Origin of the sequence: Novosphingobium sp. BW1, assembly GCF_008107685.1 — a bacterium.
Classification (GTDB): Bacteria; Pseudomonadota; Alphaproteobacteria; order Sphingomonadales; family Sphingomonadaceae; genus Novosphingobium.
The window spans coordinates 207,321-231,911 of record NZ_VIRF01000063.1 but is presented as its reverse complement, the minus strand read 5'-3'; the positions used below and the strand labels follow the sequence as shown (position 1 = coordinate 231,911).

Here is a 24,591-nt window from a genome sequence, read left to right as displayed (position 1 = left end):
GCCTTGCGGGCCACTTTTTGCCGCACGCAGACTTGCTCCTGTCCCGTCCGCGGCCTAAGGGCGCGCGCAAAGACTTGACGCCCTCTTCTTTGCAAGGAAGCCTTTTGACCATGAGCGATACTGTCCAGATCCGCCGCGCCCTGCTTTCGGTTTCCGACAAGACCGGGCTTGCCGAACTGGGCAAGGTCCTTGCCGATCGCGGCGTCGAACTGGTCTCGACCGGCGGCACCGCCAAGGCGCTGCGCGATGCCGGGCTGACCGTGAAGGACATCTCGGAAGTGACCGATTTCCCCGAGATGATGGACGGCCGCGTCAAGACGCTGCACCCCAAAGTCCATGGCGGCCTCCTCGCCGTGCGCGACAACGCCGAACACGCCAAGGCCATGGAAGATCACGCAATCGGCGCGATCGACCTCGTCGTCGTCAATCTCTACCCCTTCGAGGCGACCGTCGCCAAGGGCGCGGACCGCGACACGATCATCGAGAACATCGACATCGGCGGCCCCTCGATGGTCCGTTCGGCGGCCAAAAACCACGCCTACGTCACCATCGTCACCGACCCGGTCGACTACGAGGGCCTGATGGTCGAGCTGGAGGCCACCGACGGCGCCACCACGCTCGCGTTCCGCAAGCTGATGGCCGCGCGCGCCTTTGCCCAGACCGCCGCCTACGATTCGATGATCTCGCAGTGGTTCGCAATTGCCGACCAAGGCCAGGAGTTCCCCGAGATGCTGGCGGTCAACGGCCGCCTCTCCACCACCCTTCGCTATGGCGAGAATCCGCACCAGAAGGCCGCGCTCTACACGCCGGTCGGCCCCTACACCAAGGGCCTTGCCCAGGCCGAACAGATCCAGGGCAAGGAACTTTCGTACAACAACTACAACGATGCCGACGCCGCCTTCGAGCTCGCCGCCGAGTTCAAGGGCCAGAAGCCCTCGGTCGTCATCGTCAAGCACGCCAACCCCTGCGGCGTGGCCCAGGGTGACACGCTGCTGGGCGCCTGGAACGACGCGCTGGCCTGTGACGATGTCTCAGCCTTCGGCGGGATCGTCGCTGTCAACCAGACCCTCGATGGCCCCACCGCCGAGGCGATCTGCCAGATCTTTACCGAAGTCGTCGTCGCGCCCGACGCGGACGAGGACGCACGCGCCTTCTTTGCCAAGAAGAAGAACCTGCGCCTGCTGCTGACCGGTGAACTGCCCGACCCACGCCGCGGCGGCCTCAACGTCAAGCCCATCACCGGCGGCCTGCTCGTTCAGGGCCGCGACAACGGCGCGATCGGCTTCGATGATCTCAAGGTCGTCACCGAGCGTGCGCCCACCGACGCCGAACTGGCCGACTGCCTTTTCGCCTGGACGGTCGCGCGCCACGTCAAGTCGAACGCCATCGTCTACGCCAAGGACGGCGCGACCGCGGGCATCGGGGCAGGCCAGATGAACCGCCGCGACTCTTCGCGCATCGCCGCGATGAAGGCGGCCGAAGCGGCCGAAAAGTTCGGTTGGGATAAGCCCCGCACCCATGGCAGCGCGGTTGCCTCGGACGCCTTCTTCCCCTTCGCCGATGGCCTCCTCGCCGCCGCCGAAGCGGGTGCCAGCGCGATCATCCAGCCCGGTGGATCGATCCGCGACGATGAAGTGATCGCGGCGGCCAATGAAGCGGGCCTCGCGATGGTCTTCACCGGAATGCGCCATTTCCGTCACTAAGACACCGATACGCCGGGGGCCGCTGCGAACATGACCTTGCTCTGGCTCGGCCCCCTCGTGACGCTCGGATTCATGGCCGGGTTTCTGATTTCGGCGATCCTGCTGCGCATGGGGCGCCTCTCGCGCCCGGCCAGCTGGCTCGCCGCGCTCGGCCTTCCCTTCGGCTGCGCGACGTTGCCGGTGCTGATTCTGGCCGCGCTTTCGCTCTTCGAAATGCTGATGGAAACGCACAGTCCTTCGACAGGAATGTGACAAGTTTCCGGGTTTTTCCTCGCCCTGCCGCCCACACAAAACAACTCATCGTCCGGTCAACGGATGATGCCCTTTATTCACTCGACGCTCAGCCGTTTTAGGACAAGAGGGCGCGGTGGAACCGGCGGCCCGCGCCGCCAGAACCTTTCGCCCAAAACCTTTGGATTGCCTGGATACCCTATGCGCCTGCTCAAGACCCAATTCGCCCGCTTCTTCGCTCTCGGCTTCGCCGGCGGGGCCGTGCTGGTGTTCGGCGTCATGGGCATTGACACCGGAACTTCGCTTTCGGACACAATGGTTCCCCCGGCCGAAGCTGCCACAACGCGTTGAGGCAAGCCGCGCGCGGCGCACAGCCGCCCGGGGCCTGTAGCACCTACCGACATTGCGGAGCGGGGCCCGATGGCCCATATTGGAAGCATGGGCACCGATCTTCACGACGACTGCGAAATCACGCACGGCCACCACGAACACAGCGGCGAAGGCCTCAAGAAGGCTGCGCGCGACGTTCTCGTCTCCGCGGGTGAACAGTGGACCGACATGCGCGCGGACGTGTTCGCCTCGCTGGCCGAACGCACGACGCCCGCTTCGGCCTATGACCTCGCCGAAAGCGTCTCGGCGCTGCGCGGCAAGCGTGTTGCCCCCAACAGCGTCTACCGCATTCTCGACCTGTTCGTGCGCACGAACCTTGCGCGCCGGGTGGAGAGCGCAAACGCCTACATCGCTAATTCGCATCCCGGCTGTCGCCACGACTGCATCTTCCTGATCTGCGATGCCTGCGGCGAAGTTGTTCATATCGATGACGATGAATTGACCGGCGCGCTCATCAAGGCCGCCCGCGACAACGGTTTTGCCGACGTGCGTCCAGTCGTCGAACTGCGCGGAACCTGCGCTTCGTGCAGTTGAGGCACCCTCTTTTTCCAGTGCCAACTTGAAACGCCCGCCAATTTCTTGACTTTTCCTTGGCACAATCCTTACGGACGGCCGTTAGGACCCGATGGCTCCGAAGTCGATCGGATCGACATGCTCGCCGCACACGTGTAAGGCTAACCTGATGAACGCCAGCTCGGCAACGCCCCTCCTCGACACCGTTTCCACCCCTGATGACCTGCGAGCGCTTGCGCCCGACCAGCTGCGGCAGCTTGCCGACGAGCTGCGCACCGAGACGATCTCGGCCGTGGGGCAGACAGGCGGGCACCTGGGCTCGGGGCTCGGCGTGGTCGAACTCACGGTGGCCCTGCACTACGTCTTCGACACGCCCACCGACCGCCTGATCTGGGACGTCGGCCACCAGGCCTATCCCCACAAAATCCTGACCGGTCGCCGCGAGCGTATCCGCACGCTGCGCCAAGGTGGCGGCCTCTCGGGCTTCACCAAGCGCTCCGAGAGCGAATACGATCCTTTCGGCACCGCGCATAGCTCCACCTCGATCTCGGCCGCGCTCGGCTTTGCCATGGCCAACAAGATCAAGGGCGTGCCCGGACGCGGCATCGCCGTGATCGGCGATGGCGCGATGAGCGCAGGGATGGCCTACGAGGCGATGAACAATGCCGAGGCCGCGGGCAACCGCCTGATCGTGATCCTCAACGACAACGACATGTCGATTGCACCGCCGGTCGGGGGCCTCTCGTCCTACCTCGCGCGTCTTGTGTCCTCAGGCAAGTTCCTGGGGCTTCGCGAACTCGCGCGCCGGTTTGCCCGCCGCCTGCCGCGCCCGCTGGCGCAGGCCGCCCGCAAGACCGATGAATACGCCCGCGGCCTCGCCATGGGCGGCACTTTGTTCGAGGAACTGGGCTTCTACTATGTCGGTCCGCTCGACGGCCATGACCTCGATTCACTGGTTCCTGTGCTGGAAAACGTGCGCGATGCGGGTGAAGGCCCGATCCTGCTCCACGTCGTGACCCAGAAGGGCAAGGGCTACCAGCCGGCCGAGGATGCAGCCGACAAGTACCACGGCGTCCAGAAGTTCAACGTCGTCACCGGTGAACAGACCAAGGCCCCGGCCGGTCCGCCCAGCTACACCGGCGTCTTTGCCAAGGCACTGATCGCCGAGGCCGAGAAGGACGACACGATCTGCGCGATCACCGCCGCGATGCCGTCGGGCACCGGACTCGACAAATTCGCCTCCTTCTTCCCCGAGCGTTCGTTCGATGTCGGCATTGCCGAACAGCACGCAGTGACGTTCGCAGCCGGTCTCGCCGCACAGGGCATGCGCCCGTTCTGCGCGATCTACTCGACCTTCCTGCAGCGCGCCTTCGACCAGGTCGTGCATGACGTTGCGATTCAGAACCTGCCGGTCCGCTTCGCCATCGACCGGGCCGGGCTTGTCGGGGCCGACGGCGCCACCCACGCAGGCTCGTTCGACATCACCTACCTGGCGACACTCCCCAACCTGGTCGTCATGGCCGCTGCCGACGAAGCGGAACTGGTCCACATGACCCACACCGCCGCGCAGCATGACAGTGGCCCCATCGCCTTCCGCTACCCGCGCGGCAACGGGGTAGGCGTGGAGTTGCCCGAGAACCCACTTCGCCTTGAGATCGGCAAGGGGCGCGTGGTGCGCGGTCCTGCGGAAAAAGGCGGCAAGGTCGCCATCCTCTCACTCGGCACGCGCCTTGGCGAAGCGCTCAAGGCCTCCGACACGCTGGAGGCCAAAGGCCTGCCCACGACGGTGGCCGACATGCGCTTTGCCAAGCCGCTCGACACCGACCTCATCCGCCGCCTGATGCTGAGCCACGAAGTGGTCATCACGCTGGAGGAAGGTTCGATCGGCGGCCTTGGCGCCCACGTCCTCACCATGGCGAGCGACGAGGGCCTCACCGACGCAGGCCTCAAGATCCGCACAATGCGCCTGCCCGACGTGTTCCAGGATCAGGACAAGCCCGAGAAGCAGTACGACGATGCCGGCCTTAACGCTCCGCAAATCGTCGACACCGTGCTTTCGGCGCTGCGCCACAACAGCCAGGGCGTGAGCGAAGCGCGGGCCTGAGCGAAAGAACGAGGGCCATCGCCCTCGGGCGCCCCAGCCCAGTCACCTCACCTTGCGCCCGCCACATTGGCAAAGAGAGGTGAGGTCGCCAATTTCGGGGTCAAGGGGCGATGGGCCCTTGAATCGCTCATGTTCCTTCAATGCGCGTAGATCATCTTTCGGGTCATTCCCCCATCGATGACGAACTGCTGGCCGGTGATAAAACCCGCCGCATCCGAGGCCAGAAACGCGACAGCCCCCGCGATATCCTCAGGGACGCCGACCCGCCCCACGGGATGCTGTGTGCAGTCAATGGGCCGGTGTTCAGGTTCGCTCCGCGCGCTGGCCTTCTGCCAGTCGGCTGTCTCGATCCAGCCCGGCAGGATCGCGTTGATGCGAATCTCAGGACCCAGGCTGACGGCAAGCGCGTGGGTCATCGCGCACAGGGCGCCCTTGGCCGCCGCGTAGGCCTCCGTATCGGGTTCGGACTGGAGCGCGCGGGTGGACGCCATGAGGACGATGCTTCCCTGCCGCGCGCGCAAGGGTGCGACCGAACCGCGCACGGCCAGAAATGCGCCTGTCACGTGGCTGTCCTGCCAGCGCCGCCATTCCTGCAGCGAAAGCTCCTCGATCGGCCCGGAGACCGGATCCGCGATCCCCGCATTGGAAACGAGGAGATCGAGACCGGCATTGTCCGTCCACCGCGCGACCTGCGCAAAGGCCTGCGCCATGCCGTCCTCGTCCGCCACATCGACGGCTTGGGTGAGAAGCTGCTGACTGCCGCTCTCGGCCGCAAGGTCAGCCAGCGCCTCTTCATCACGGTCGAAGGCGGCCACCTTCCACCCCTTGCCAAGGAGATGGAACACCACCCCCTTGCCGATACCCTGGGCGCCGCCCGTCACGATCACGATCCGCATGGTGTCCTCGTGTGTCCTTTCCTCAATTCAGAGGATGAACGCCTGCCGAGCGCGAAAGTGTCGATGCTGCGAATTTACCAGGCGTAGGCCTTGGGCAGGTACGTGCGATCCAGGTCCTTGTAACGTTCGCGCAGCCGTGCCTGGTGGCTGTCGAAGGGCTGCTTGACCCCGTCAATGTAGACAGCGTCGGGCGCCGAGGAGAGCTCCAGCGGATCGCCGTCCCAGATCACCACATCGCCTACCGCGCCAGGTGCCAGGACGCCTTCCTTACCGCCCATGCCGCTGATCTCGGCCGGGATCGAGGTGATCGCGGCGAAGGCCTGAGCCCAGGTAAGGCCACTCGCGCCCGGCAGTTTGGTCAAAGCCACAAGATTTCCGGCCTGCTCGGTCGCGCGGCGGGGCTGGTTGTCCCCCGCGAAGAGGCCGATGCCGACCTTGACGCCCGCCTTGACCATGCGCCCGACGTTGGACTGGGTCGCGCCCAGCACCTCGAACTGCTCAGGCAAGTCACGCAGCGGCATGGTCAGGACCGGGACGCCCGACGCGGCAATCTCGCTCGCCACCATCCAGCCCTCGCTCGCACCGATCAGCACGAGTTTGAGAGCGGGAAATTCGCTCTTGAGGGCCAGTACGGCGCGAATGTCGGAGGCGCGCTCGACATGGACGTAGAGCGCCTGCTCGCCCGAGAGGACAGGCGCAAGAGCCGCCGCATCCGCATGAGTCAGAAGCGCATCGGAGGCCCGCTCGGCCGAGGCCGACGCACCTGCAAGCGCCTTCGCCTCGCGCAGCGCGTTGCGCAGCGTAACGTGCGCGGCCATGCGGCTGCCGCCGGCCTCGCGCGCGCCGCCTTCCCCCAGCACTACGAGCTGAAAGGCGCGCGGCTTGTCGACGAGTGCGGCGTCCGCCCCCAGATCAATCAGCGCACCCTGCCCTGCAAAGATGGCATTGCCCGGGAACGGCGTCACGCTGGCGCGCGTCACCCCGCCTTCGCGGCTGACCGCAATATGCTCGTTAGCCGGGTTCAGTGCGGGCACGACATCGAGGCTGGCGTTGAAGGGGCTCTTGTCGGCCGAGAGATCGTTGCTGTCGCCCACCGCCTGCACGTCCCACAGGCCCATGTCGGAGACCGCCGCAAAGATGCCCGGCGTGACCCACTTGCCAGTGCCATCCACGGTCTCGACCCCGGCCGGGACCGCAATGCCCACGCCAGCCGCGACGACCTTGCCCCCCTGGACGAGCACGGTCGCGCCCTCAATGGGCTCGCTGCCATCGCCCGTCGCCAGAGTGGCGTTGGTGACGGCAAGGTCCTGTGCGGACGCGGCAAGCGGCGCAGCGATCGCCGCAAGACTGGCGGAAAATGCGAGGATACGGCTCATTTCACGTCTCCTTCACCGGGCTGACCAAGTTCGAAATCGCTCACCGGACGCATCCGGGGATTGGTGGCATCGAACAACATTGCACCATCGACCCAGACCTTTTCCGGGCGGGTGTAGACCGAGAGCGGATCGCCGTTCCACAGCACGACGTCGGCCATCTTGCCTTCTTCAAGGCTGCCGGTCTGATCGGAAATGCCCGCCGCCTTGGCCGCGTTGTAGGTAAACCAGGAAATGACCTGGGCATCGGGGATATCGATCCCCATTCGGCGCCCGGAAGCCTGCGCCTTCGCCGCCGCCTGGTTGAGGCGCTGGATGCCGTTCTGGTCGTCCGAGTGGATGACCACGCAGGCGCCTTCCTTGGCGATCAGCGCGGCGTTCTCGGGGATGCCATCGTAGGCCTCCATCTTGAAGCCATACCAGTCCGCCCAGACCGCCGAGCACACGTCGGCTTCGCGCAGCATGTCGGCAATCTTATAGCTTTCCACCGCGTGGTGGAAGGTGGTGACCTTGTAGCCCGCCTCCTTCGCCATATCGAGCACGAGCGCCATTTCCTCGGCCCGGTAGCAGTGGTTCTGGACCAGGATCTCGCCCTTCAGCACGCCCTCGAGCGTCTCTTTGGCCAGGTCGCGCTTTTCGTGGTCACCCTCCATGTAGGCCTTGGCGTCGATCCAGGTCTGGCGGTTGACCGCGAAGTTGCCCATGCGCGTGGAAGGCTTCATCCCACGCGAACCGTAGACACGCTTGGGGTTCTCTCCGCAGGCCATCTTGAGCGAATAAGGCGCTCCTGGAAACTTCATCTGCTGCACGGTGATCGCGGGCACGTTCTTGAGCATGACCGAGCGCCCCCCCATGAGGTTGGCCGACCCCGGCAGGATCAGGAGCGAGGTCACCCCGCCGTTTGCGAGCGCTCGGCTGAAGCCGGGGTCCTGCGGCCAGACCGAATGCTCGGCCCACACATCCGGCGTGGTCGGCGCAGTCGCCTCGTTGCCGTCCGAATTGGCATCGACACCGGGCGAGGCGTAGTCGCCCAGGTGCGAGTGCGCGTCGATGACGCCAGGCGTCACGAACTTGCCGGTGCCATCGATGCGGTCATAGCCTTCGGGAATGGCAAGGTCGGAGGCGCCCACAGCTACGACCTTGCCCTCGGCAAAGAGCAACGTGCCGTTGTCGATGCGGCCCCCGCGCCCGTCATAGAGAGTGGCGCCCACCAGCGCTGTCGGGCGCCCGGGATAGGCCTTGTAGGTCGAGGCGTAGGGCACCTCGTGCGACGCCTCGGCGTCCTTGTCCTTCTTCTTCGCCTGCGCGCCTGGCGCCAGCGTAAGCGCGAGGGTCAGCGCCAGCGCGCTGCTCAACCGCCCGATCTGCGACGTCATCCTCATGTGTCATGCCCCTGCTTGAAAGAACTCCGGCCCGGTCATCACTGACCGGGCCGGAATGTGTGTGTCCTTAGTTTGGCTGCACCTCGGGGTGAACGCCGCCTTCCTGGGCTTCGAGGCCCGCTTCGCCCTGCCCGGCAAGATCGTCCTCCGCGCCGTCGTCGCGCAAGCTGTCGAGGTGCATGAGGCGCTTCACCAGCGGGCTGAGAACGAGGACGGCGACGCCGATCCCGACGCCATACCAACCCACGGTATTGTAGACGCCCAGCACCAGTTCTTTACCCGCTTCGCCGCCTTCGAGGCCATCGCCGCCTGCCGCCTGCGAGATGAGACCCGCCGCGAAGTTGCCCGTCGCCGAAGCGAAGAACCAGGTGCCCATGATGAGCGAGGCCATGTGCGCAGGCGCCAGCCGGTTCATCGCCGAAAGGCCGACCGGGGAGAGGCAAAGCTCTCCTGTGGTGTGGAGGAGATAGATCAGGAAAATGAAAAGCACCGGCACAGCGTTGTCCATTCCCGCAGCCTTCGCCCCCCAGACGAGAACGAGGAAGCCAAGGCCGACCTGGATGACACCAAGGCCGAACTTGAACGGGGCCGAGGGCTCAAACCCGCGGCGTCCCAGCATCGTCCAGATCCCGGCGAAGAGCGGGGCGAGCAGGAAGATATAGGCCGCATTCAGCGACTGGAACATTGAGGCGGGCGCCTCGAAGCCGAGCATGTTGCGATCAACTTCGCGGTCGGTGAAGAGCGAGAGCGAGTTGCCCGCCTGCTCGAACAGCGCCCAGAACACGATCGACACGAAGATCAGGAACAGCGCCGCGAAGATACGGTCCCGGTCATGTCCGGGCAGCTTTACGACCGAGTAGAGGATCACGCCCAGGACCAGGAGCCCACCAAAGACGCCGAGCAGCGTGCCGACCACGGCCTGGTTCTGCACCAGCCACCAGCACGCCAGCACGGCCACGAGACCCACGCCGTAGAGCGCCCATTCAAAGCCCTTCGAGAGCGGCTTGGGCGCTTCGCCGCGCCCCATCAGGAGCGGCTTGAAGACGACGAAGACGACAAGTCCGAGCAGCATGCCCACGCCCGCCGCGCCAAAGCCATAGGACCAGCCGTAAACCTCGCCCAGGTAGCCGCACAGCAGCGAACCGAGGAAGGCACCCAGGTTAATGCCCATGTAGAAGATGGTGTAGGCCGGATCGCGGCGCGCATCGGTGCGCGGGTAGAGTTGGCCGACGATCACCGAGATGTTCGCCTTCAGGAAACCGGAACCCACGATGATGAAGGCCAGCGCCAGCCAGAACACGTTGAGGCTGGCCGCGTCCTGTCCGCCCGAACCTTCGAAGCCCATCAGGAAATGGCCGAATGTCAGAAGTATCGCGCCGTAGGCCACCGCCTTGCGCTGCCCCAGGTAGCGGTCGGCAAGATAGCCGCCGAGCACCGGGGTGATGTATACGAGAGCGGTGTAGGCGCCGTAGATGACACCCGCTTCCCCGTCCGAGAAAAGCCAATGCTTGGTCAGGTAGAAAATGAGCAGCGCGCGCATGCCGTAGTAGGAGAAGCGCTCCCACATCTCGGCAAAGAACAGAACGAAGAGGCCTTTCGGATGCCCCAATATGGTGCCACGGGCATCCCCGCTTTCGGCATAGTGTGTCGCCATCGACCCCGGAATTCCCTTGATTGATCGTGTTGTTCGGCCCTGTGCGCCGCACAGCGAAGGGGCGCGGGCCGCGTATGACCGGCGAGCCTAGCGCCAAAACGGTCATTGTGAAGAGGGGACCTTGCCTCCTGCACACCCATCTCGCGGCGCGAAGGCCAGCGATTCGGCCCGGAAATCGACGGACAAAGGTTAGGCGTTGCGTCATTCGCCATGAAATGGCATTTTCCCTTTCGACGCGGACGTTTGAATACGCAATTTTATGATTCGAAGGGGTGCGGTTCTTTTTTCGGACCGCTGTTGGAACCAGTTCCGGAATGTCCGGCGTAGTCGGACCCGGCGCCATTGGGGGATGCAATGATCAGATCCGAACTGCTGCAGGCACTCGCCAAGGAAAATCCTGAACTGCGCGCCGAGGACGTGGAAAGCGCGCTCGACACTTTCTTCAACGAAATCGGCCAGCGTCTCGCCGACGGCGGACGCGTGGAACTACGCGGCTTCGGTGCCTTCTCGACGCGCCACCGCGACAGCCGCGTGGGCCGCAACCCGCGCACCGGCGAAAGCGTGGAGGTCCCCGAGAAGCGGGTCCCCTACTTTAAGCCGGGCAAGGAAATGCGCGCGCGCCTCAACGTTACCTGACCAGGTCGGACGCGCCGGGGCCCGACGCGTCGCGCGTGCCTGCAAGTTCCTCGCAAGTTCCTCGTTGCCGTCGGCCCCGCGATCTGCCAGATCGCAGCCCACGCCTGTGCGGGCGTGGCGGAATGGTAGACGCCGGGGACTTAAAATCCCCTGATCCTTGATCGTGCGGGTTCGAGTCCCGCCGCCCGCACCACAAAGCCTGTCCAGGATGGCCGAGCACGGCCTGCCTGTGGAGCGCTCCTTGCCGATGCCTGCTTTCGATCCTCACATTGCCCGGGCCTGACCGGCTGCTGCGCCCGCGCCATCTGGCCGCGCTGGCCCAGTGCCCGCGTCGTCTCTGGCTGGAGGTTCATCGCCCCGAGTTGGCGCGAGCCACGCCCCATTTCGAGAGCGCGCCCTTCGACATTCACGAACTTGCCCGTGAGCAGGAAGACGCCGGCACGCGGCTTGGCCCACACGAAAGCCACGATGCGGCCCTGCGACGTACCCGCCAGATCCTCTCCGCCGGACACCCGGGTCCTGTCTTCGAGGCCCGCTTCGTCCACGAAGGCCTCGTTGCCGATGTGGACCTGCTCACTCGCGATCCCCTGGCACCGGAGCGCTGGCGGCTTACCACCGTCCACAGAACCACCAAGCCCAAGCCCCACCATGTCGCCAGGCTGGCGGCCCAGATGTGGACCGTCGAACAGTGCGGGGTACCGATCTCGCGCGCCATGATCCGCCATATCGCCCCCGATTTCGTGCTCGAAACGCCGGGAGAGTATCGCGGCCTCTTCACCGACACCGACGTCACCGCCTCCGCGCGCGCGCAGCAATCCGACGTGGCTGATCGGCTCGGGGAAGTCCGCGGGATCGTTTCGGGAGCAGAACCAAACTGCCCGACCGGCCCACATTGCCGCAAGCCTGCGCCCTGCCCCTTCGCCCCGCATTGCCGAGCGCTGGAGGACGCGCCCGAATGGCCGGTCATGCTTCTGCCGGACGGAGGTGGACGCAAGTGGGCCCGCAAGGGCGTGTGCCACCTTCTCGAACTCGACCCGGCGACCATGACCAAGCCGCGTGAGGCCCGCATCGTAGCGGCCACCCAGAGCGGGAAACCCTACCATGACACCCAAGGGGCGCGCCGCGCCATGGCCTCCTGGAGATGGCCGCGCGCCTGGCTCGATTTCGAGACGATTGCCGCCTCGGTTCCGCTCTGGGCGGGTACCAAACCCTACCAGCAGGTGCCCTTCCAGTTCTCGCTCCACCTCGAGCAGACCGATGGCACAATGACCCACCATCAATACCTGTGCGTCGATGGCAGCGACCCGCGGCCGGGCTGCGCCGAGGCACTGGCGCGCACGATCCCCCCCAACGCGACCATCATTGCCTACAACGCCGGTTTCGAGCGCGCGATCCTGCGCGCGCTGGCACGCCAGGTTCCGGAATTCGAAGCCCCACTGATGGCGCGGGCCGAGCGCACGGTCGACCTATTGCCCGTCACCCGCAACCATTGGTACCACCGCGAACAGCGTGGCTCCTGGTCGATCAAGGCGGTGCTGCCCACGATTGCCCCGGAACTTGCCTACACGCAGCTCGCCGTTCAGGACGGTGCGATGGCCCAGGACAGTTTTCTGGAAGCGAGTTCGCCCGACACATCGCCTGAGCGCCGCCACGCGCTGGAAGAGGCGCTGCGGGCCTATTGCACCCGCGACACCTGGGCGATGGTGATCCTCGCCCGGCGACTTGCCGGCTCGCCAGACGAAACCGCGAGCAACGGATGACCTCATAGTCGCGAAGACTTGTCCGCGCGATTGAGGCGCCGCCGTCCTACATGTCCGAGCGGATGAGAATGCCCACCCGGCCCGAACCGATGGGCTTCCAGGCGAAACCCGGATCCTGCCAGAGCTGGTGCCCGATCACGAAATCACACGCGCGCGAACAAGCAGTGTCGGAATTCGTCGTCGTGCACGGCGCGCAGGTCAAGCGTGGCGCGCGGGACAAACGGGCGGAAGCGGGCAATCGCGCTACCGCGAGATTGCGCCCGATACCCGATTGAACGAGCCCCGCTGCATCCAGATAACCGAACGTAGCGCGAAGCCCCTCCACGCCCCAATCTGTGGTGTGATTGTTGGCATGGCTGATACGGTCGATGCCCATCGCCACCGCATCGCCGACCGCCTTGGGATCGCCCGAGGCCCCGAAGGTGAAACCGTCAGCGACGCGAGCCGGGCTTGCCACGGAGGTTGCCGCCTCCTGTGCCAGCGCGGGCCGTATAGTCCCAGGACCTGCAGCAACGCAGCATAGAGCAGGCCTTGGTCAGGAAGCCGGGATCGGCGAACGCACTGTTCCAGGTCCCGGGGAGCCCTGCCTTTTCCTGCCATGTCATCCCCCCCGTGAAGCCAGCGCTCCCTTACCCCTGCTCATCGCCCACTTTCGCAGGCGACGAACAGGGGGCTGGAGGTCATTACATGTTTATGCGCACGCCCACGCGGCAGGCGCCTCCCAAGTACTCGTAGAGCGTCGGGTTCACGCCCGGATCGGGGTTCGAATTGTCGAATGGGCCCTTGCCGTAGGGCACCGGATCCTGCGCATAAGCCATCTGCGTGCGGTTGGTGGCGAGCACGTCCTCGTGCGAATCCGAAATGCCCTGCTGGTGGCTTTGCTACGAAAATGACGGAGGGATTCCGTTGGTGAATCCAGTTGGTTAAGGGACGGTGATGAGCAGACCGCCCCGGGCGCGTTACCGCACGACGAACGGGAAGTCCTACAACGCATAGCTGGCGCAGAGAGGTTCGCTGCAAGTCTGGTTTGATCCCGGGATGCAGTGGCTGTCCGCGCCCACCGGCAAGCGCGGGCCTCAGTGCCGATGGCGCCTTCGACACAAGAACCTGTCACGAAACTATTGCCGCATGCGATGCCGGTGCCATGGCGCCATCCTCAACCGTTTCTCCAGGCTCGGAAGGCCTCAAACGCAGCGTGTCGCGCATCCGAATGTCATCAAAGGCCGAGTGCTGATCGGCGACCGATTTGCGCAACAAAGCCGCTTGACGACACCATGGACCAGCGCCGGGTCGACGGCCTGCGCCAGCGCATCAGCCTTTCAGCTTCGCACGTGAAGGGGCTCGAGGCCGGGGGCAACTGGCAGGCCAGCGAAGCCTTTGCCCTGAGCGGGAACGTGACTTGGACGCGCACCCGCCGCAAGGATTCCCCGCCAGGCCAGATCAACCGCATTGCCGAGCATCCTGCCCTTCTCGCTATGATAACCGCGCGCGACACGGGTCAGGCAGGTATCGCCGGATGGCTGCGCGCACGGCACATCGGACGCGCCTGGTCGGCCAATGCAGGCGGCGCGCTCGTTCCGCTCAACCGCGCCACCACCCTTCAGGGGCCGAGCCTGCCGCTGCAACTCTTCGTCAACTTGGCCAATCTCACCGACGAAATCCTCACCCCGCAACTCGGCCCTCCCGGCCCGGGACGCACTCCGCTGGTCGGCTTCAAGGTGTTCTGACCGACCGTGGATGGCCGGGTCAGCAGATCCGGGTCTTGCCTTTGACGGCCGCCGGACGCTCGGGATGGCGTGGGAACGAAGAGACCTGGCAACGCAACAGTTCTTGGCACAGCGGGAAATTTTATTGCAAATTTATGGCAATTTTGTTCATCACACTGCGCCCCTGAAAAACCCATAGGACATTCCCCTCATAAGTTGACATTCGCAATCGAACTTTAAAGAGGAACGATATATGTTCTTCTGCAAATATTGCGTCGTACAATTCCTCCCTTCGGGCACATGAACTATTTATTGCAGATTGTTTCTAAATTCCACCTGTCCTGTTGGAATAATCCCGCAAATGGATACATTTTTTAAAAAAAATCAAAGCGTTGCATGATTGCAACGCCTCATGAATATATTTCTTAAATATTTCCAAAAGCGTTGAACGTCTTTGCCCCGACCGCCAACAGGCAGCGCTCACGGCTTTCGCGTCTCCTGATCGCGGAGCCCTGCAACCGAACCGGGATCCCCCAGCCCCCCACGCTGCCCGGCTCCAAGGGACAAGGACAACTACGTGACACCCACTTTCCGGAAAGCAGCGCTGCGCGGCGCCACCAGCCTGACCGCATTTGCCCTGTTGTGCGGCACCGCCCAGGCACAGGACGCCACCGCTGCGGCCCCGGCCGCCCGCGAAGGCGCCGACGATGTCATCATCGTCACCGGCTCGATCACCCGCAACCCGGCGGCCGCCACGGCCTCGCCGGTCGTCTCGATCACCTCGGACGATCTTGAGAAGCGCGGCATCAAGACCGTTGCCGACACGCTGCAGACGCTGACGGCCAACAACGCGGGCACGATCCCGGCCAGCTGGTCGGGCAACGGCTTCACCACCGGCGCCACCGCCCCCTCGCTGCGCGGCTTCAACAACGCCTACACACTGACCCTGTTCGATGGCATGCGCACCGCGTACTACCCGCTTGCGGACGACGGCCAGCGCAACATCGTCGACATCAACTCGATGCCCGGCTCGATCGTCGATCGCGTCGACACCCTGCTCGACGGCGCCTCGGCGACCTACGGCTCGGACGCGATCGCCGGTGTGGTCAACGTCATCTCGAAGCGCCAGATCCAGGGCCTGCACCTCGATGCCTCGATGGGCGTTTCGCAGCGCGGCGACGGTGACGAACAGCGCATCAACGGCACTTACGGCTACGGCGATCTCGACGACCAGGGCTTCAACATCTACGCGAACTTCGAATATCAGAAGAACGCGGCGATGGACCTCTCGGCCCGCACGGGTCCGTGGAGCACGGCCGACCAGTCCTCGATCTGCGGCGGTCCCGAAGACGGCTGCCTCACCAACAACGTGCGCAACGGCATCCAGTATGACGGCGGCTTCAACGGCATCCAGTCGACCATCGTTCCCTTTGTCCAGCCCTTCACGCAGGACGCCGACGGCAACTACGTCGCGCAGGGTGACTACCAGCTGCTCAACCCGGCGGCAGGTTGCGGCCGCCTGAACGCGGTCACGCTCACCCCCGAACAGCAGGCCCAGGGCATTGCCGGCACCCCCTCGGTCGTCTGCCAGCAGGATCTCACCAACGACTACGAGGCCTACACCGCGCGCACCAAGCGCATCGGCGGCACGCTGCGTGGCACGGTGCGTCTGAACGACCTCACTGAGGCGTTCCTGATGTTCAACTACTACAACGTGACCACCGCGAACCGCATGGCCCCCTCGGGCTGGACGGGGCGCACCGCGGCGGGCGGTGACCGCGTCACCATCAGCCAGATCTACCTGCCCGCCTATGTCTGCGCGGATGGCGTGGGCACGCTTTCGGCGGACAACCAGCTGACCGGCACCGGCTGCAACGCCAGCAACGGCACGCTCAACCCGAACAACCTGTTCGCGGCGCAGGGCCAGTCAGCCCGCCTGCTCGGCATGCCCGACTTGCCGCGCTACACATACACCAACGCCAAGACCTACCGCATTTCGGGCGGTGTCGACGGTTCGTTCGGTGACGGTTGGGACTACATGATCGGCGCGACCGCCTCGGAAGTGACGCTGGATGTCACCAACACCGGCTACATCAACGCCCAGGGGCTGATGGACGCGGTGGCGCAGGGCACCTACAACTTCATGGATCCCTCGGCCAACTCGGCCGAAGCCATCCAGGGCGTGTTCCCCGACCAGCACAAGCGCGCAACATCAAAACTGGCGCAGGTCATGGCGACCCTCAGCAAGGACGTATTCGAGCTGCCGGGCGGCATGGTCAACGTGGCAATCCAGGGCCAGTACCGCTACGAGTCGATCAACAACCCGAGCTCGAACGCCCCCAACGACGTCAACCCAGCAGACCGCTACTACGGCATCAACGCCATTGGCGTGAAGGGTCACCGCGACGTGTGGTCGGCGGCCTACGAGATCTCGGTGCCGATCGTGGACGAGTTCCGCGTGAAGGCCGACGGTTCGTATGACCACTACTCGACCGGGCAGGAAAACTTCGCGCCCAAGTTCGAGGCCGAGTTCCAACCGATCGACGAGCTGAAGCTGCGCGGCACGTTCACCAAGGGCTTCCGCGCCCCGAACCTGAACGAATCGTTCCAGCTGCCCTCGACCGGCTACATCAACGCCACCATCAACTGCAGCAACGCGGCCTACGAGGAATTCTGCGCGGCCCACGCCAGCAACCCGGGCTACTACGAGGGCGGCTACAACCTGGGCATCACCTCGGCCGGCAACCCGGACCTGAAGTCCGAGAAGTCGACCTCGTACACCTTCGGCGCGGTGATCCAGCCGACCCGCAACATCACGCTGACGGTCGATTACTGGCGCACCAAGATCAAGAACCTGATCACCTCGGTGAACCCCACCGATGCGCTCTATGCTGCCTACTACGGCAACAATGGCCAGGTGGACATGCCGGGCATCACCGTGACGCAGGGGGCTCCCGATCCGGAGAACCTGGGCGCGCTTCCGCTGATCGGCGAGGTCGGCAGCTCGTTCCAGAACGCGAACTCGATGCTCGGCAAGGGTATCGACGTCTCGGGCTCGGCCTACTTCGGGGTCACCGATACAATCACCTGGCGTACCAACGCCACGGCCTCGTACCTGATCCGTCTGCAGCAGGACATCGACGGCACGATCAACCGCTTCGACGGTTCGCTGGGTGGCTGTAACTGGACGTCGTGCTCAGGCGCCCCGCGCTTCCGCGCTGCGTGGCAGAACACGCTCGACTTCGCCGACACCACCAGCGTGACGCTCACCGCGTACTACACCAGCGGCTATTCGAGCACGGCCTCGGATGCCGGCGGCAAGTACAAGGACTGCGAAGCCAGCGCCGCGGCCGGCCAGCTTGTGACCTACCCCGACAGCGGCCGTGCCGTGCAGTGCCATGGCCCCAGCACCTTCAACCTCGACGGCCACGCCGAGACGAAGATCGGCGATGGCAAGTTCACGCTCTACGCCGATGTCATGAACATCCTCGACGGCAAGCCGAAGTACGATCCCAACGCGGCCTACGGCATCTACCAGTTCAACGCCGCGTGGCAGGGTTCGCTCTTTATGGGCCGCTACTTCCGCATCGGCGCGAAGGTCGATTTCTAAGGCACCCTACGTCACGTCCGGCGGTCTGGTCCCTTGTTGACCGTCGGACAGGACGGCGCCCGTCGTCCGGTTCCCCGCCGCGGTTGCCCGAAACCCTGACTGCGGCATATCCTCCCACCGGATCGACCGGGCCCCGAGAAGGGGCGGCCTCCCCACGAGGCCGCCCCTTTTTTCGTGCCCACAGACCACGCGCATGTCCATAGGCTGCCGCTTGCGATCCGCTAACCGTATCCGACTTAGATTACCCTTCCAGGCCGCTTGATTGGCTGGCTAACCGAATGGCCGGAAGGAGGTCGGATGGTCCGTGCCCTGTTCCCCGCGGCATCGCGAGATAGAACCGAAAGTCTTGTCGAGGCAGCGCCCGAAGCACCCGGTTCGCCGTTCGGGCGGCGGGCGCCGCGCGAACATGTCGAGATGCTGGCGCGCTTTCGCCGCACCATTTCCAGCAGCACGGTTATGCTGAAAGATCTCACCCCCTATGGCGCGCGGATCGAGGGTGTGGAGGGGCTGGAACCCGACGAAGCGGTGCGCCTCGCCCTGCCCGGCCAGCGCCCGGCCCTCGCCTTCGTTGCCTGGTCCAACGCGCATTGCGCCGGGCTGGAGTTCGCAGAGCCCCTCGACCTCCATGTCTACGGGGATCTCGTGCGGCGCTACGCTCTGTCTGGAGAGCGGGACTGACCTGCCCGCGGCGGGCCGCTTGCTCAGGTAACAACCGGTTCGAGGACATGGAGCATGCCCGCATCGGCATCAAGGCGCACATGGCACCCCACCGGCACGCTTGCCTGCGCGGCGATGTGGCCGATCGAGAGGCCCTGAAAGGCTGGAATGCCGAGCGCACCGAAATGCTGGTCGAGCACCTGGTAAATCGTGAAATTGGAATAGCCAGGCCCCGGGTTGCGGCAATTGGTACACTGTCCGAAAACGACGCCCGCCAGGACCTTCAAAACACCGGCCAGGGCCAGCTGGGTCAGCATGCGGTCGATCCGGTACTCGGATTCGTTGGTGTCCTCCAGAAACAGGACGGCGCCGCGCATGTCGGGGAAATAAGGCGTACCGACCAGCGCCGAGAGCACGCTGAGATTGCCGCCTAGAAGGCGACCCTGCGCCTGTCCGCCCGCAAAGACGCGCGGGGTGCGGCGCCCCCCGCCAAGACTGGGTCCTGTGTAGCCTGCGACTGAGAGCGTGGGCGTTGCGCCCTCGAAGGCCAGGGCGCGCCAGCTTTCCCAGACGTCAGGCGGCCAGCTGGCCGAGGCGTTGGGACCATGCACGCTGGGCGCGCAGCCATGGGCAGCCAGCGCGGCGTGGAGCGCAGTGTTGTCGCTGAAACCGGTGAAGAGTTTAGGCGCGCGGCGCAGCGCGGCGAAATCCAGCTGGGGCAGCATGCGCGCGGTCCCCCAGCCGCCCCGCACGGCCATGACGCCCTTTACGCGGGGGTCCTGCCAGGTCTCCATAAAAGCGGCCGCGCGCGCCGCATCGTCTCCGGCAAGATAGCCCGCCCGGGCGGTCAGGTTGGGCGCCAGGATTGGCTCCAGCCCCATCGCGCGCACGGCCTCGGCGATTTCCTCGATCCCGAACCGATCGCCGATGAAGCCCGCCGGCGCGACCAGCCCCAGCCCGTCGCCGGGTCCCAGGCGCGGGGCGCGGAGCCTTTCGTGCCGGTCCGCGTTGTCCTTGGCGTGCGCGCGAGCGGCGGCGGCAAATGGGAAGCCCGAAAGGGCAAACGCCCCGGCCGAGGTCGCGACGGTTTTCAGGCATTGGCGTCTCGACTGCATGGTGTGGCACCCTAGCCACGCCCCGCGGCGGCGTCTCGGCAAATCTCTCGACGGACCGGCCTTGCCGGTCCATGGATAGGCAAATGACAGAAGAAGAAAAGAAACTCACCGACCGCCGCTTCTACAAGGCGGAACAGGAAGCCACTTTCGCCGGCGAACAGACCGGCACCCTCCAGACCCGGCACCCGGCCTACCAGCTGGCCTTCCAGGACACCGATTTCCTGCTGCGCGACGAACTTCGCCCGGTGCGCTTCCAGCTTGAACTGCTCAAGCCCGAGATGCTGCTGGAAGAGGCCAACATCGGCTCCACCCTGGTCATGTACGGCTCGGCACGCATTCCCTCGCCCGAAAAGTGCGACGAGGTTCTTGCGATGGCCTCCAGCGACGAGGACAAGAAGGTTGCCGAACGGCTCGTCGCCAAGGCGAAGTACTACGAGGAGGCACGCAAGCTCGCCCGTATCGCCAGCCAGTGCGGCCTGGTGGAAAAGGGCATGCGCCAGTTCGTCGTATGCTCGGGCGGTGGCCCCTCGATCATGGAAGCGGCCAACCGCGGCGCGCACGAGGTCGGCGCGGAATCGCTGGGGCTCAACATCGTTCTGCCGCACGAACAGGCTCCCAACCCCTACGTTACCCCACGCCTCTCGTTCCAGTTCCACTACTTCGCGCTGCGCAAGATGCACTTCCTGCTGCGAGCCCGCGCGGTGGCCGTGTTCCCCGGTGGCTTTGGCACCCTCGATGAGATGCTGGAGATGATCACCCTCATCCAGACCGGCAAAATGAAGCCGATCCCTGTGCTCCTCTACGGACGCGAGTTCTGGGAAAAGGTCATTAATTTCGAGGCGCTGGCCGAGGAAGGCGTGATCGCCCGCAGGGACCTTGACCTGTTCACCTGGTGTGAAACCGCCGAGGACGGATGGAAGGCGATCCGTGCCTTCTACGATCTCGACTGCGGCTGAGACCGGAAGATAAATCCGAGGGCCATCGCCCTCGGGCTTCCCGAACCGTCGACCCCACCTTGAGCGTGCCATCCTGGCTGGGAAACGTGACATCGCCCGTTCCGGGGGCAAGGGGCGATGTCCGCTGTATCAATTTCTTCTTCCGGAACCTATCGGACTGCGTGATGGCCCATCGGGCCATGCCCGGCGCCCAGCCCAGGGGCCGCACCGAGGGCACGGCGCACGAATTCACGCGCGCCTTCAACCGCTTCGGGCAGCGACATTCCATGCCCAAGGCCCATCGCAATCGCGCTCGAGAGCGTGCAGCCGGTGCCGTGGGTGTGGCGCGTGACGATGCGCGGTGCGCGCCAGATAACCGGGTCCTTGCCCGGCACCATCAATCGGTCCTCGACCACGTCGCCTTCGGCATCGCCGCCTTTGGCAAGGTAGGACACGCCCAAGGCCACCAACGCCGCATCGCCGCCCAGGGCCTCAAGCTCGGGCACGTTGGGCGTCGTCAGAGCGGCGCAGGCCATAAGCCGGGAGAAAGCCGCGATCGTCGCCGAGTCAGCCAGCACCGATCCCGATGTCGCGACCATGACCGGATCAAACACCACCGGCACGCCCAGCTCCTCCAGCCGCGCCGCGACCACGTGCGCAATCTCAGCCGAGCCCAGCATCCCGATCTTGACCGCATCGACCCCAATGTCGCTGACGCAGGCATCGATCTGCGCGCCCACCACCTCGGGCGAAAGCGCGACCACGTCGGTCACCCCGCAGGTGTTCTGCGCCGTGATCGCGGTGATCGCGGTCATGGCGTAGCCGCCCAGCATCGTGATCGTCTTGATGTCGGCCTGGATCCCTGCGCCACCCGAAGAATCCGAACCGGCGATGGAAAGAATACGAGGAGGTGTGGTCATGGCCTGAGGTTCGTCACTTGGCCTTGTAGCGGCGCACCTTGGACGGGGGCGCGGCGTCCTGGTGCTTCTTGGCTCGGGTCGGGCGGTCGGTCAGCTCGCCCCCGCATTCGGGGCACAGGTCGTCGAGATTCTCGGCGCATTCCGCACAGTAGGTGCACTCGAACGAGCAGATGAAGGCGCCGGGCGCCTCGGCGGGAAGATCGGCGCCGCAGCGCGCGCAATCGGGGCGCATTTCCAGGGCCATCAGCCGGCTACCTCTTCAATGGCGGTGCAGATCGCGGCGACTACCGCCTCGACCTTGGCGGCATCATCGCCTTCGGCCATGACCCGGATCACCGGTTCGGTACCCGAGGGGCGGATGACGAGGCGGCCCTCGCCGCGCAGCGTGCTCTCGGCCTCGGCGATGACGGCCTGCACGCGCGCGTCCTCCAGCGGCTGGCCCCCTGCAAAGCGCACGTTGCGCAAGAGCTGGGGAACCGGATCGAAGAGGTGCAGAACCTCGCTCGCCTTCTTGCCCGACTGAACGAGCGCGGCCAGCACCTGGAGGGCCGCCACGGTGCCATCGCCGGTCGTCGCATGGTCGAGCAGGATCATGTGACCCGACTGTTCACCGCCCACATTGAAGCCGCCCGACTTCATGCGTTCGAGCACGTGCCGGTCACCGACCTTGGTGCGCTCCAGCGTCAGTTCAAGCCCCTGCAGGTAACGCTCCAGCCCCAGGTTCGACATGACGGTGGCGACCACGCCCCCGCCCCGCAGTTTGCCGCGTGCGGCCATCTGCGTGCCGAGCAGCGCCATGATCTGGTCACCGTCGACCACCTTGCCGTTTTCGTCGACAACGATCAGCCGGTCCGCATCGCCATCGAGCGCGATGCCGATATCGCAGCCACCCGAGACAACCGTCTCCTGCAGCAGATCAGGATGGGTCGAGCCGCAGGCCTTGTTGATGTTCTTGCCGTTGGGCGTCACGCCCACCGTCACCACCTCGGCGCCCAGTTCCCAAAACGCGGAAGGGGCGACCTGGTAGGCCGCGCCATTGGCGCAATCGACCGCGATCTTGAGACCATCGAGCCGCACCGTGCTCGGCAGCGAGGCCTTGACCGCGTGGATGTAGCGGCCGCGCGCGTCGTCGATACGCCGGGCTCGTCCGATATCTTCGGCTTCGGCAAGCCCCAGGTCCTCGCCCAGCATCTTCTCGATCGCCAGTTCGTCGGCGTCCGAGAGCTTGAAACCGTCAGGGCCGAAAAGCTTGATGCCGTTGTCCTCGTAGGGATTGTGGCTGGCCGAAATCATCACGCCGACATCGGCGCGCAGCTCGCGGGTCAGCAATGCGACCGCAGGCGTAGGCATCGGGCCAAGAAGGATCACGTCCATGCCCACGCTGGTGAAACCGGCGGTCATCGCGTTCTCGAGCATGTAGCCCGACAAGCGCGTGTCCTTTCCGATCACCACGCGGTGGCGGTGGGTGCCGCGCTGGAACAGCTTGCCCGCCGCCTGCCCGACCTTGGCGGCCGTCGCAGCGGTCATCGCGCCCTGGTTGGTGCGGCCGCGAATGCCGTCGGTTCCGAAGAATTGCTTGCTCATGCCTGTCCGTCACCTGCCGTGCGTCTTGTAAATTGCCATGCCGCGCCGGGCTGGTAATGTCACCCCCCTCGCCCGTCCTTTCACCCGGATGCGCCTTTTCCTACCCCTTCCAGACACGACCAGGGACCTTGATGACCGAGCCTTCCAGCGCCAGCCGCATGCCCGAAATTCGCGTTCCGGGTCTCCTCACGCTGGGCGGCCTTCTGGCCGGGCTGGCCGTGGGCGCCCTGTTCAAGGGTTCGGCACCGCTGCGCGATATCCTGATTCTGGCAGAACCGCTGGGCGACCTGTGGCTGCGCGCGCTCAAGATGACGATCCTGCCGCTGGTCGCCGGGCTCCTGTTCACCGGCATCGTCGAGACCGCCGCGGCCGCGAAGGCGGGCGCCTTGGCCCGCCGCACGCTCGGCCTTATCGTGGGTGTGCTGGCCGCAAGCGCCTGCCTCGGCGGCCTCCTGATGCCGCTTCTCCTGCGCCTGTTTCCCGCCCCCGCGCTCGATCTTGCAGGCCACGGCGAGGCGCCCGAATCCGACCTGCCCGGCCTCGGCGATTTCCTCGGCTCGCTCGTCCCTTCCAACGTGCTGGGCGCAGCCGCCGAGGACGCGATGCTGCCGGTAATCGTCTTCATTGCCCTATTTGCGCTGGCCTCCACCCGCCTTGCCGAGGAACCGCGCCGACAGCTTGCCCTCCTTTTCGAGGGGCTGGCGGGCGCGATGATCGTGGTCATCGGGTGGGTACTCAAGTTCGCGCCGCTGGGCGTCTTTGCCCTTGGCCTGTCGCTTGCCGCGCGCACTGGCGCGGCGGCCATCGGGACGCTGGGCCACTACATCCTGCTGGTCGCGGCGCTGGGCGCGGTGTTCCTGCTCACCGCCTATCCGCTGGCGGTGCTGGTCGGGCGGTGCCACCTTGGCACCTTTGCCCGCGCGGTTCTGCCTGCACAGGTGGTTGCGGTCTCCACCCAATCCTCGCTCGCCAGCCTGCCCGCAATGCTGGCCGCCGCACGGGCGCTGCGGGTCCCTGCCACGGCGGCCGAATTTGCCCTCCCCCTCGCCGTCACCCTGTTTCGCGCGACCGGTCCGGCGATGAACGTGGGCGTCGCCGTCTACGCCGCGCAGCTCGCCGGACACGAGCTTTCGGCCAGCGCCATCGCGGCGGGCGTGCTCGTCGCCTTCGTCACCACCTTCGGCACGGTTTCACTCCCCGGCACGGTCAGCTTCATCGCCTCTACCGGGCCGATTGCCGCCGCGATGGGCGCGCCGCTCTGGCCGCTCGGCATCCTTGTGGCCGTAGAGATGCTTCCCGACATCATGCGCACGCTGGGCAACGTGACGATGGACGTCGCAGTGACGACGGCGGTCGCAGGGGAAGAGAGAGACGATGGCGATGCCGCGCCCGACGCGCCAACAATGCACTAGGAACCTGTAC

Annotated in this window: 22 protein-coding genes, 1 tRNA gene and 1 pseudogene; 14 read left to right on the top strand and 10 right to left on the bottom strand. The window is 65.4% G+C overall.

Going from position 1 to position 24,591, the window contains the following annotated elements; all coding sequences use genetic code 11:
- The first annotated feature begins 110 nt into the window (after nucleotides 1-110).
- The 5 genes from purH to dxs all read left to right on the top strand — a co-directional run bounded on the left by purH (nucleotide 111) and on the right by dxs (nucleotide 4,941).
- A complete protein-coding gene (gene purH, locus FMM79_RS08720; RefSeq protein ID WP_148627094.1) occupies nucleotides 111-1,703 on the top strand; it encodes a bifunctional phosphoribosylaminoimidazolecarboxamide formyltransferase/IMP cyclohydrolase in 1,593 nt (530 codons plus the stop codon).
- Between the two features lie 30 nt (nucleotides 1,704-1,733).
- On the top strand, nucleotides 1,734-1,955 hold the full coding sequence (locus FMM79_RS08715; RefSeq protein ID WP_148627093.1) for a hypothetical protein: 222 nt from the start codon (nucleotides 1,734-1,736) through the stop codon (nucleotides 1,953-1,955).
- A 180-nt stretch (nucleotides 1,956-2,135) separates the two neighbouring features.
- The gene (locus FMM79_RS21475; protein ID WP_162853542.1) at nucleotides 2,136-2,285 is read left to right on the top strand and encodes a hypothetical protein; all 150 of its coding nucleotides are present in this window, start codon (nucleotides 2,136-2,138) and stop codon (nucleotides 2,283-2,285) included.
- Nucleotides 2,286-2,354: 69 nt separating this feature from the next.
- Nucleotides 2,355-2,858 (top strand): Fur family transcriptional regulator, encoded by a 504-nt coding sequence (locus tag FMM79_RS08710; RefSeq protein WP_226637897.1) that lies wholly within the window; start codon nucleotides 2,355-2,357, stop codon nucleotides 2,856-2,858.
- Between the two features lie 148 nt (nucleotides 2,859-3,006).
- A complete protein-coding gene (gene dxs, locus FMM79_RS08705) occupies nucleotides 3,007-4,941 on the top strand; it encodes a 1-deoxy-D-xylulose-5-phosphate synthase (RefSeq protein ID WP_148627092.1) in 1,935 nt (644 codons plus the stop codon).
- A gap of 137 nt (nucleotides 4,942-5,078) precedes the next feature.
- Here dxs and FMM79_RS08700 read toward each other — a convergent pair whose 3' ends face one another.
- The 4 genes from FMM79_RS08700 to FMM79_RS08685 all read right to left on the bottom strand — a co-directional run bounded on the left by FMM79_RS08700 (nucleotide 5,079) and on the right by FMM79_RS08685 (nucleotide 10,246).
- Nucleotides 5,079-5,837: an SDR family oxidoreductase gene (locus tag FMM79_RS08700; RefSeq protein WP_148627091.1), complete on the bottom strand. Its 759-nt coding sequence runs from the start codon at nucleotides 5,835-5,837 to the stop codon at nucleotides 5,079-5,081.
- A gap of 74 nt (nucleotides 5,838-5,911) precedes the next feature.
- The gene (locus FMM79_RS08695) at nucleotides 5,912-7,213 is read right to left on the bottom strand and encodes an amidohydrolase family protein (protein WP_148627090.1); all 1,302 of its coding nucleotides are present in this window, start codon (nucleotides 7,211-7,213) and stop codon (nucleotides 5,912-5,914) included.
- Nucleotides 7,210-8,592: an amidohydrolase gene (locus tag FMM79_RS08690; RefSeq protein WP_148627089.1), complete on the bottom strand. Its 1,383-nt coding sequence runs from the start codon at nucleotides 8,590-8,592 to the stop codon at nucleotides 7,210-7,212. The genes FMM79_RS08695 and FMM79_RS08690 overlap by 4 nt, the downstream gene beginning before the upstream one ends.
- 67 nt (nucleotides 8,593-8,659) lie before the next feature.
- Complete coding sequence (locus FMM79_RS08685; protein WP_148627088.1) at nucleotides 8,660-10,246, bottom strand: peptide MFS transporter; 1,587 nt, start codon at nucleotides 10,244-10,246, stop codon at nucleotides 8,660-8,662.
- 354 nt (nucleotides 10,247-10,600) lie between these two features.
- Here FMM79_RS08685 and FMM79_RS08680 point away from each other — a divergent pair, with 354 nt between their 5' ends.
- From FMM79_RS08680 to FMM79_RS21870, 3 genes are all read left to right on the top strand, one after another.
- Nucleotides 10,601-10,882: an integration host factor subunit beta gene (locus FMM79_RS08680; RefSeq protein WP_039390108.1), complete on the top strand. Its 282-nt coding sequence runs from the start codon at nucleotides 10,601-10,603 to the stop codon at nucleotides 10,880-10,882.
- A 108-nt stretch (nucleotides 10,883-10,990) separates the two neighbouring features.
- Nucleotides 10,991-11,075, top strand: a tRNA-Leu gene (locus FMM79_RS08675).
- 76 nt (nucleotides 11,076-11,151) lie between these two features.
- The gene (locus FMM79_RS21870) at nucleotides 11,152-12,642 is read left to right on the top strand and encodes a DUF2779 domain-containing protein (protein WP_240339064.1); all 1,491 of its coding nucleotides are present in this window, start codon (nucleotides 11,152-11,154) and stop codon (nucleotides 12,640-12,642) included.
- A 46-nt stretch (nucleotides 12,643-12,688) separates the two neighbouring features.
- Here the strand turns inward: FMM79_RS21870 and FMM79_RS08665 are convergent, their stop codons facing one another.
- Complete coding sequence (locus tag FMM79_RS08665) at nucleotides 12,689-13,099, bottom strand: CapA family protein (protein WP_162528466.1); 411 nt, start codon at nucleotides 13,097-13,099, stop codon at nucleotides 12,689-12,691.
- A 226-nt stretch (nucleotides 13,100-13,325) separates the two neighbouring features.
- On the bottom strand, nucleotides 13,326-13,484 hold the full coding sequence (locus FMM79_RS21200) for a hypothetical protein (RefSeq protein ID WP_153269318.1): 159 nt from the start codon (nucleotides 13,482-13,484) through the stop codon (nucleotides 13,326-13,328).
- Between the two features lie 94 nt (nucleotides 13,485-13,578).
- On the opposite strand from FMM79_RS21200, the pseudogene FMM79_RS22240 reads away from it, so the two are divergent.
- From FMM79_RS22240 to FMM79_RS08645, 4 genes and pseudogenes are all read left to right on the top strand, one after another.
- Nucleotides 13,579-13,722 (top strand): annotated as a pseudogene (locus tag FMM79_RS22240) (IS5/IS1182 family transposase); the annotation flags it as partial.
- A gap of 194 nt (nucleotides 13,723-13,916) precedes the next feature.
- On the top strand, nucleotides 13,917-14,369 hold the full coding sequence (locus tag FMM79_RS08655) for a TonB-dependent receptor (protein ID WP_162528465.1): 453 nt from the start codon (nucleotides 13,917-13,919) through the stop codon (nucleotides 14,367-14,369).
- 556 nt (nucleotides 14,370-14,925) lie between these two features.
- Complete coding sequence (locus FMM79_RS08650; RefSeq protein ID WP_148627085.1) at nucleotides 14,926-17,958, top strand: TonB-dependent siderophore receptor; 3,033 nt, start codon at nucleotides 14,926-14,928, stop codon at nucleotides 17,956-17,958.
- A gap of 297 nt (nucleotides 17,959-18,255) precedes the next feature.
- A complete protein-coding gene (locus FMM79_RS08645) occupies nucleotides 18,256-18,636 on the top strand; it encodes a hypothetical protein (protein WP_240339063.1) in 381 nt (126 codons plus the stop codon).
- Nucleotides 18,637-18,659: 23 nt separating this feature from the next.
- Here FMM79_RS08645 and FMM79_RS08640 read toward each other — a convergent pair whose 3' ends face one another.
- Complete coding sequence (locus FMM79_RS08640; protein WP_148627084.1) at nucleotides 18,660-19,730, bottom strand: LD-carboxypeptidase; 1,071 nt, start codon at nucleotides 19,728-19,730, stop codon at nucleotides 18,660-18,662.
- Between the two features lie 83 nt (nucleotides 19,731-19,813).
- On the opposite strand from FMM79_RS08640, the gene FMM79_RS08635 reads away from it, so the two are divergent.
- Nucleotides 19,814-20,686 (top strand): LOG family protein, encoded by an 873-nt coding sequence (locus FMM79_RS08635; RefSeq protein WP_148627083.1) that lies wholly within the window; start codon nucleotides 19,814-19,816, stop codon nucleotides 20,684-20,686.
- A 149-nt stretch (nucleotides 20,687-20,835) separates the two neighbouring features.
- Here the strand turns inward: FMM79_RS08635 and thiD are convergent, their stop codons facing one another.
- The 3 genes from thiD to glmM are packed head-to-tail and all read right to left on the bottom strand — an operon-like array spanning nucleotide 20,836 to nucleotide 23,169.
- Nucleotides 20,836-21,585 (bottom strand): bifunctional hydroxymethylpyrimidine kinase/phosphomethylpyrimidine kinase, encoded by a 750-nt coding sequence (gene thiD / locus FMM79_RS08630; protein ID WP_148627082.1) that lies wholly within the window; start codon nucleotides 21,583-21,585, stop codon nucleotides 20,836-20,838.
- A 13-nt stretch (nucleotides 21,586-21,598) separates the two neighbouring features.
- Nucleotides 21,599-21,829 carry a DUF1272 domain-containing protein gene (locus FMM79_RS08625; protein ID WP_148627081.1) on the bottom strand — a complete coding sequence of 77 codons (231 nt, stop codon included), beginning with the start codon at nucleotides 21,827-21,829 and terminating at the stop codon, nucleotides 21,599-21,601.
- Nucleotides 21,829-23,169 carry a phosphoglucosamine mutase gene (glmM, locus tag FMM79_RS08620; RefSeq protein ID WP_148627080.1) on the bottom strand — a complete coding sequence of 447 codons (1,341 nt, stop codon included), beginning with the start codon at nucleotides 23,167-23,169 and terminating at the stop codon, nucleotides 21,829-21,831. Before glmM ends, FMM79_RS08625 begins: the two co-directional genes overlap by 1 nt.
- 131 nt (nucleotides 23,170-23,300) lie before the next feature.
- Here glmM and FMM79_RS08615 point away from each other — a divergent pair, with 131 nt between their 5' ends.
- The gene (locus FMM79_RS08615) at nucleotides 23,301-24,581 is read left to right on the top strand and encodes a dicarboxylate/amino acid:cation symporter (protein WP_240339062.1); all 1,281 of its coding nucleotides are present in this window, start codon (nucleotides 23,301-23,303) and stop codon (nucleotides 24,579-24,581) included.
- The last annotated feature ends 10 nt before the right edge of the window (nucleotides 24,582-24,591 follow it).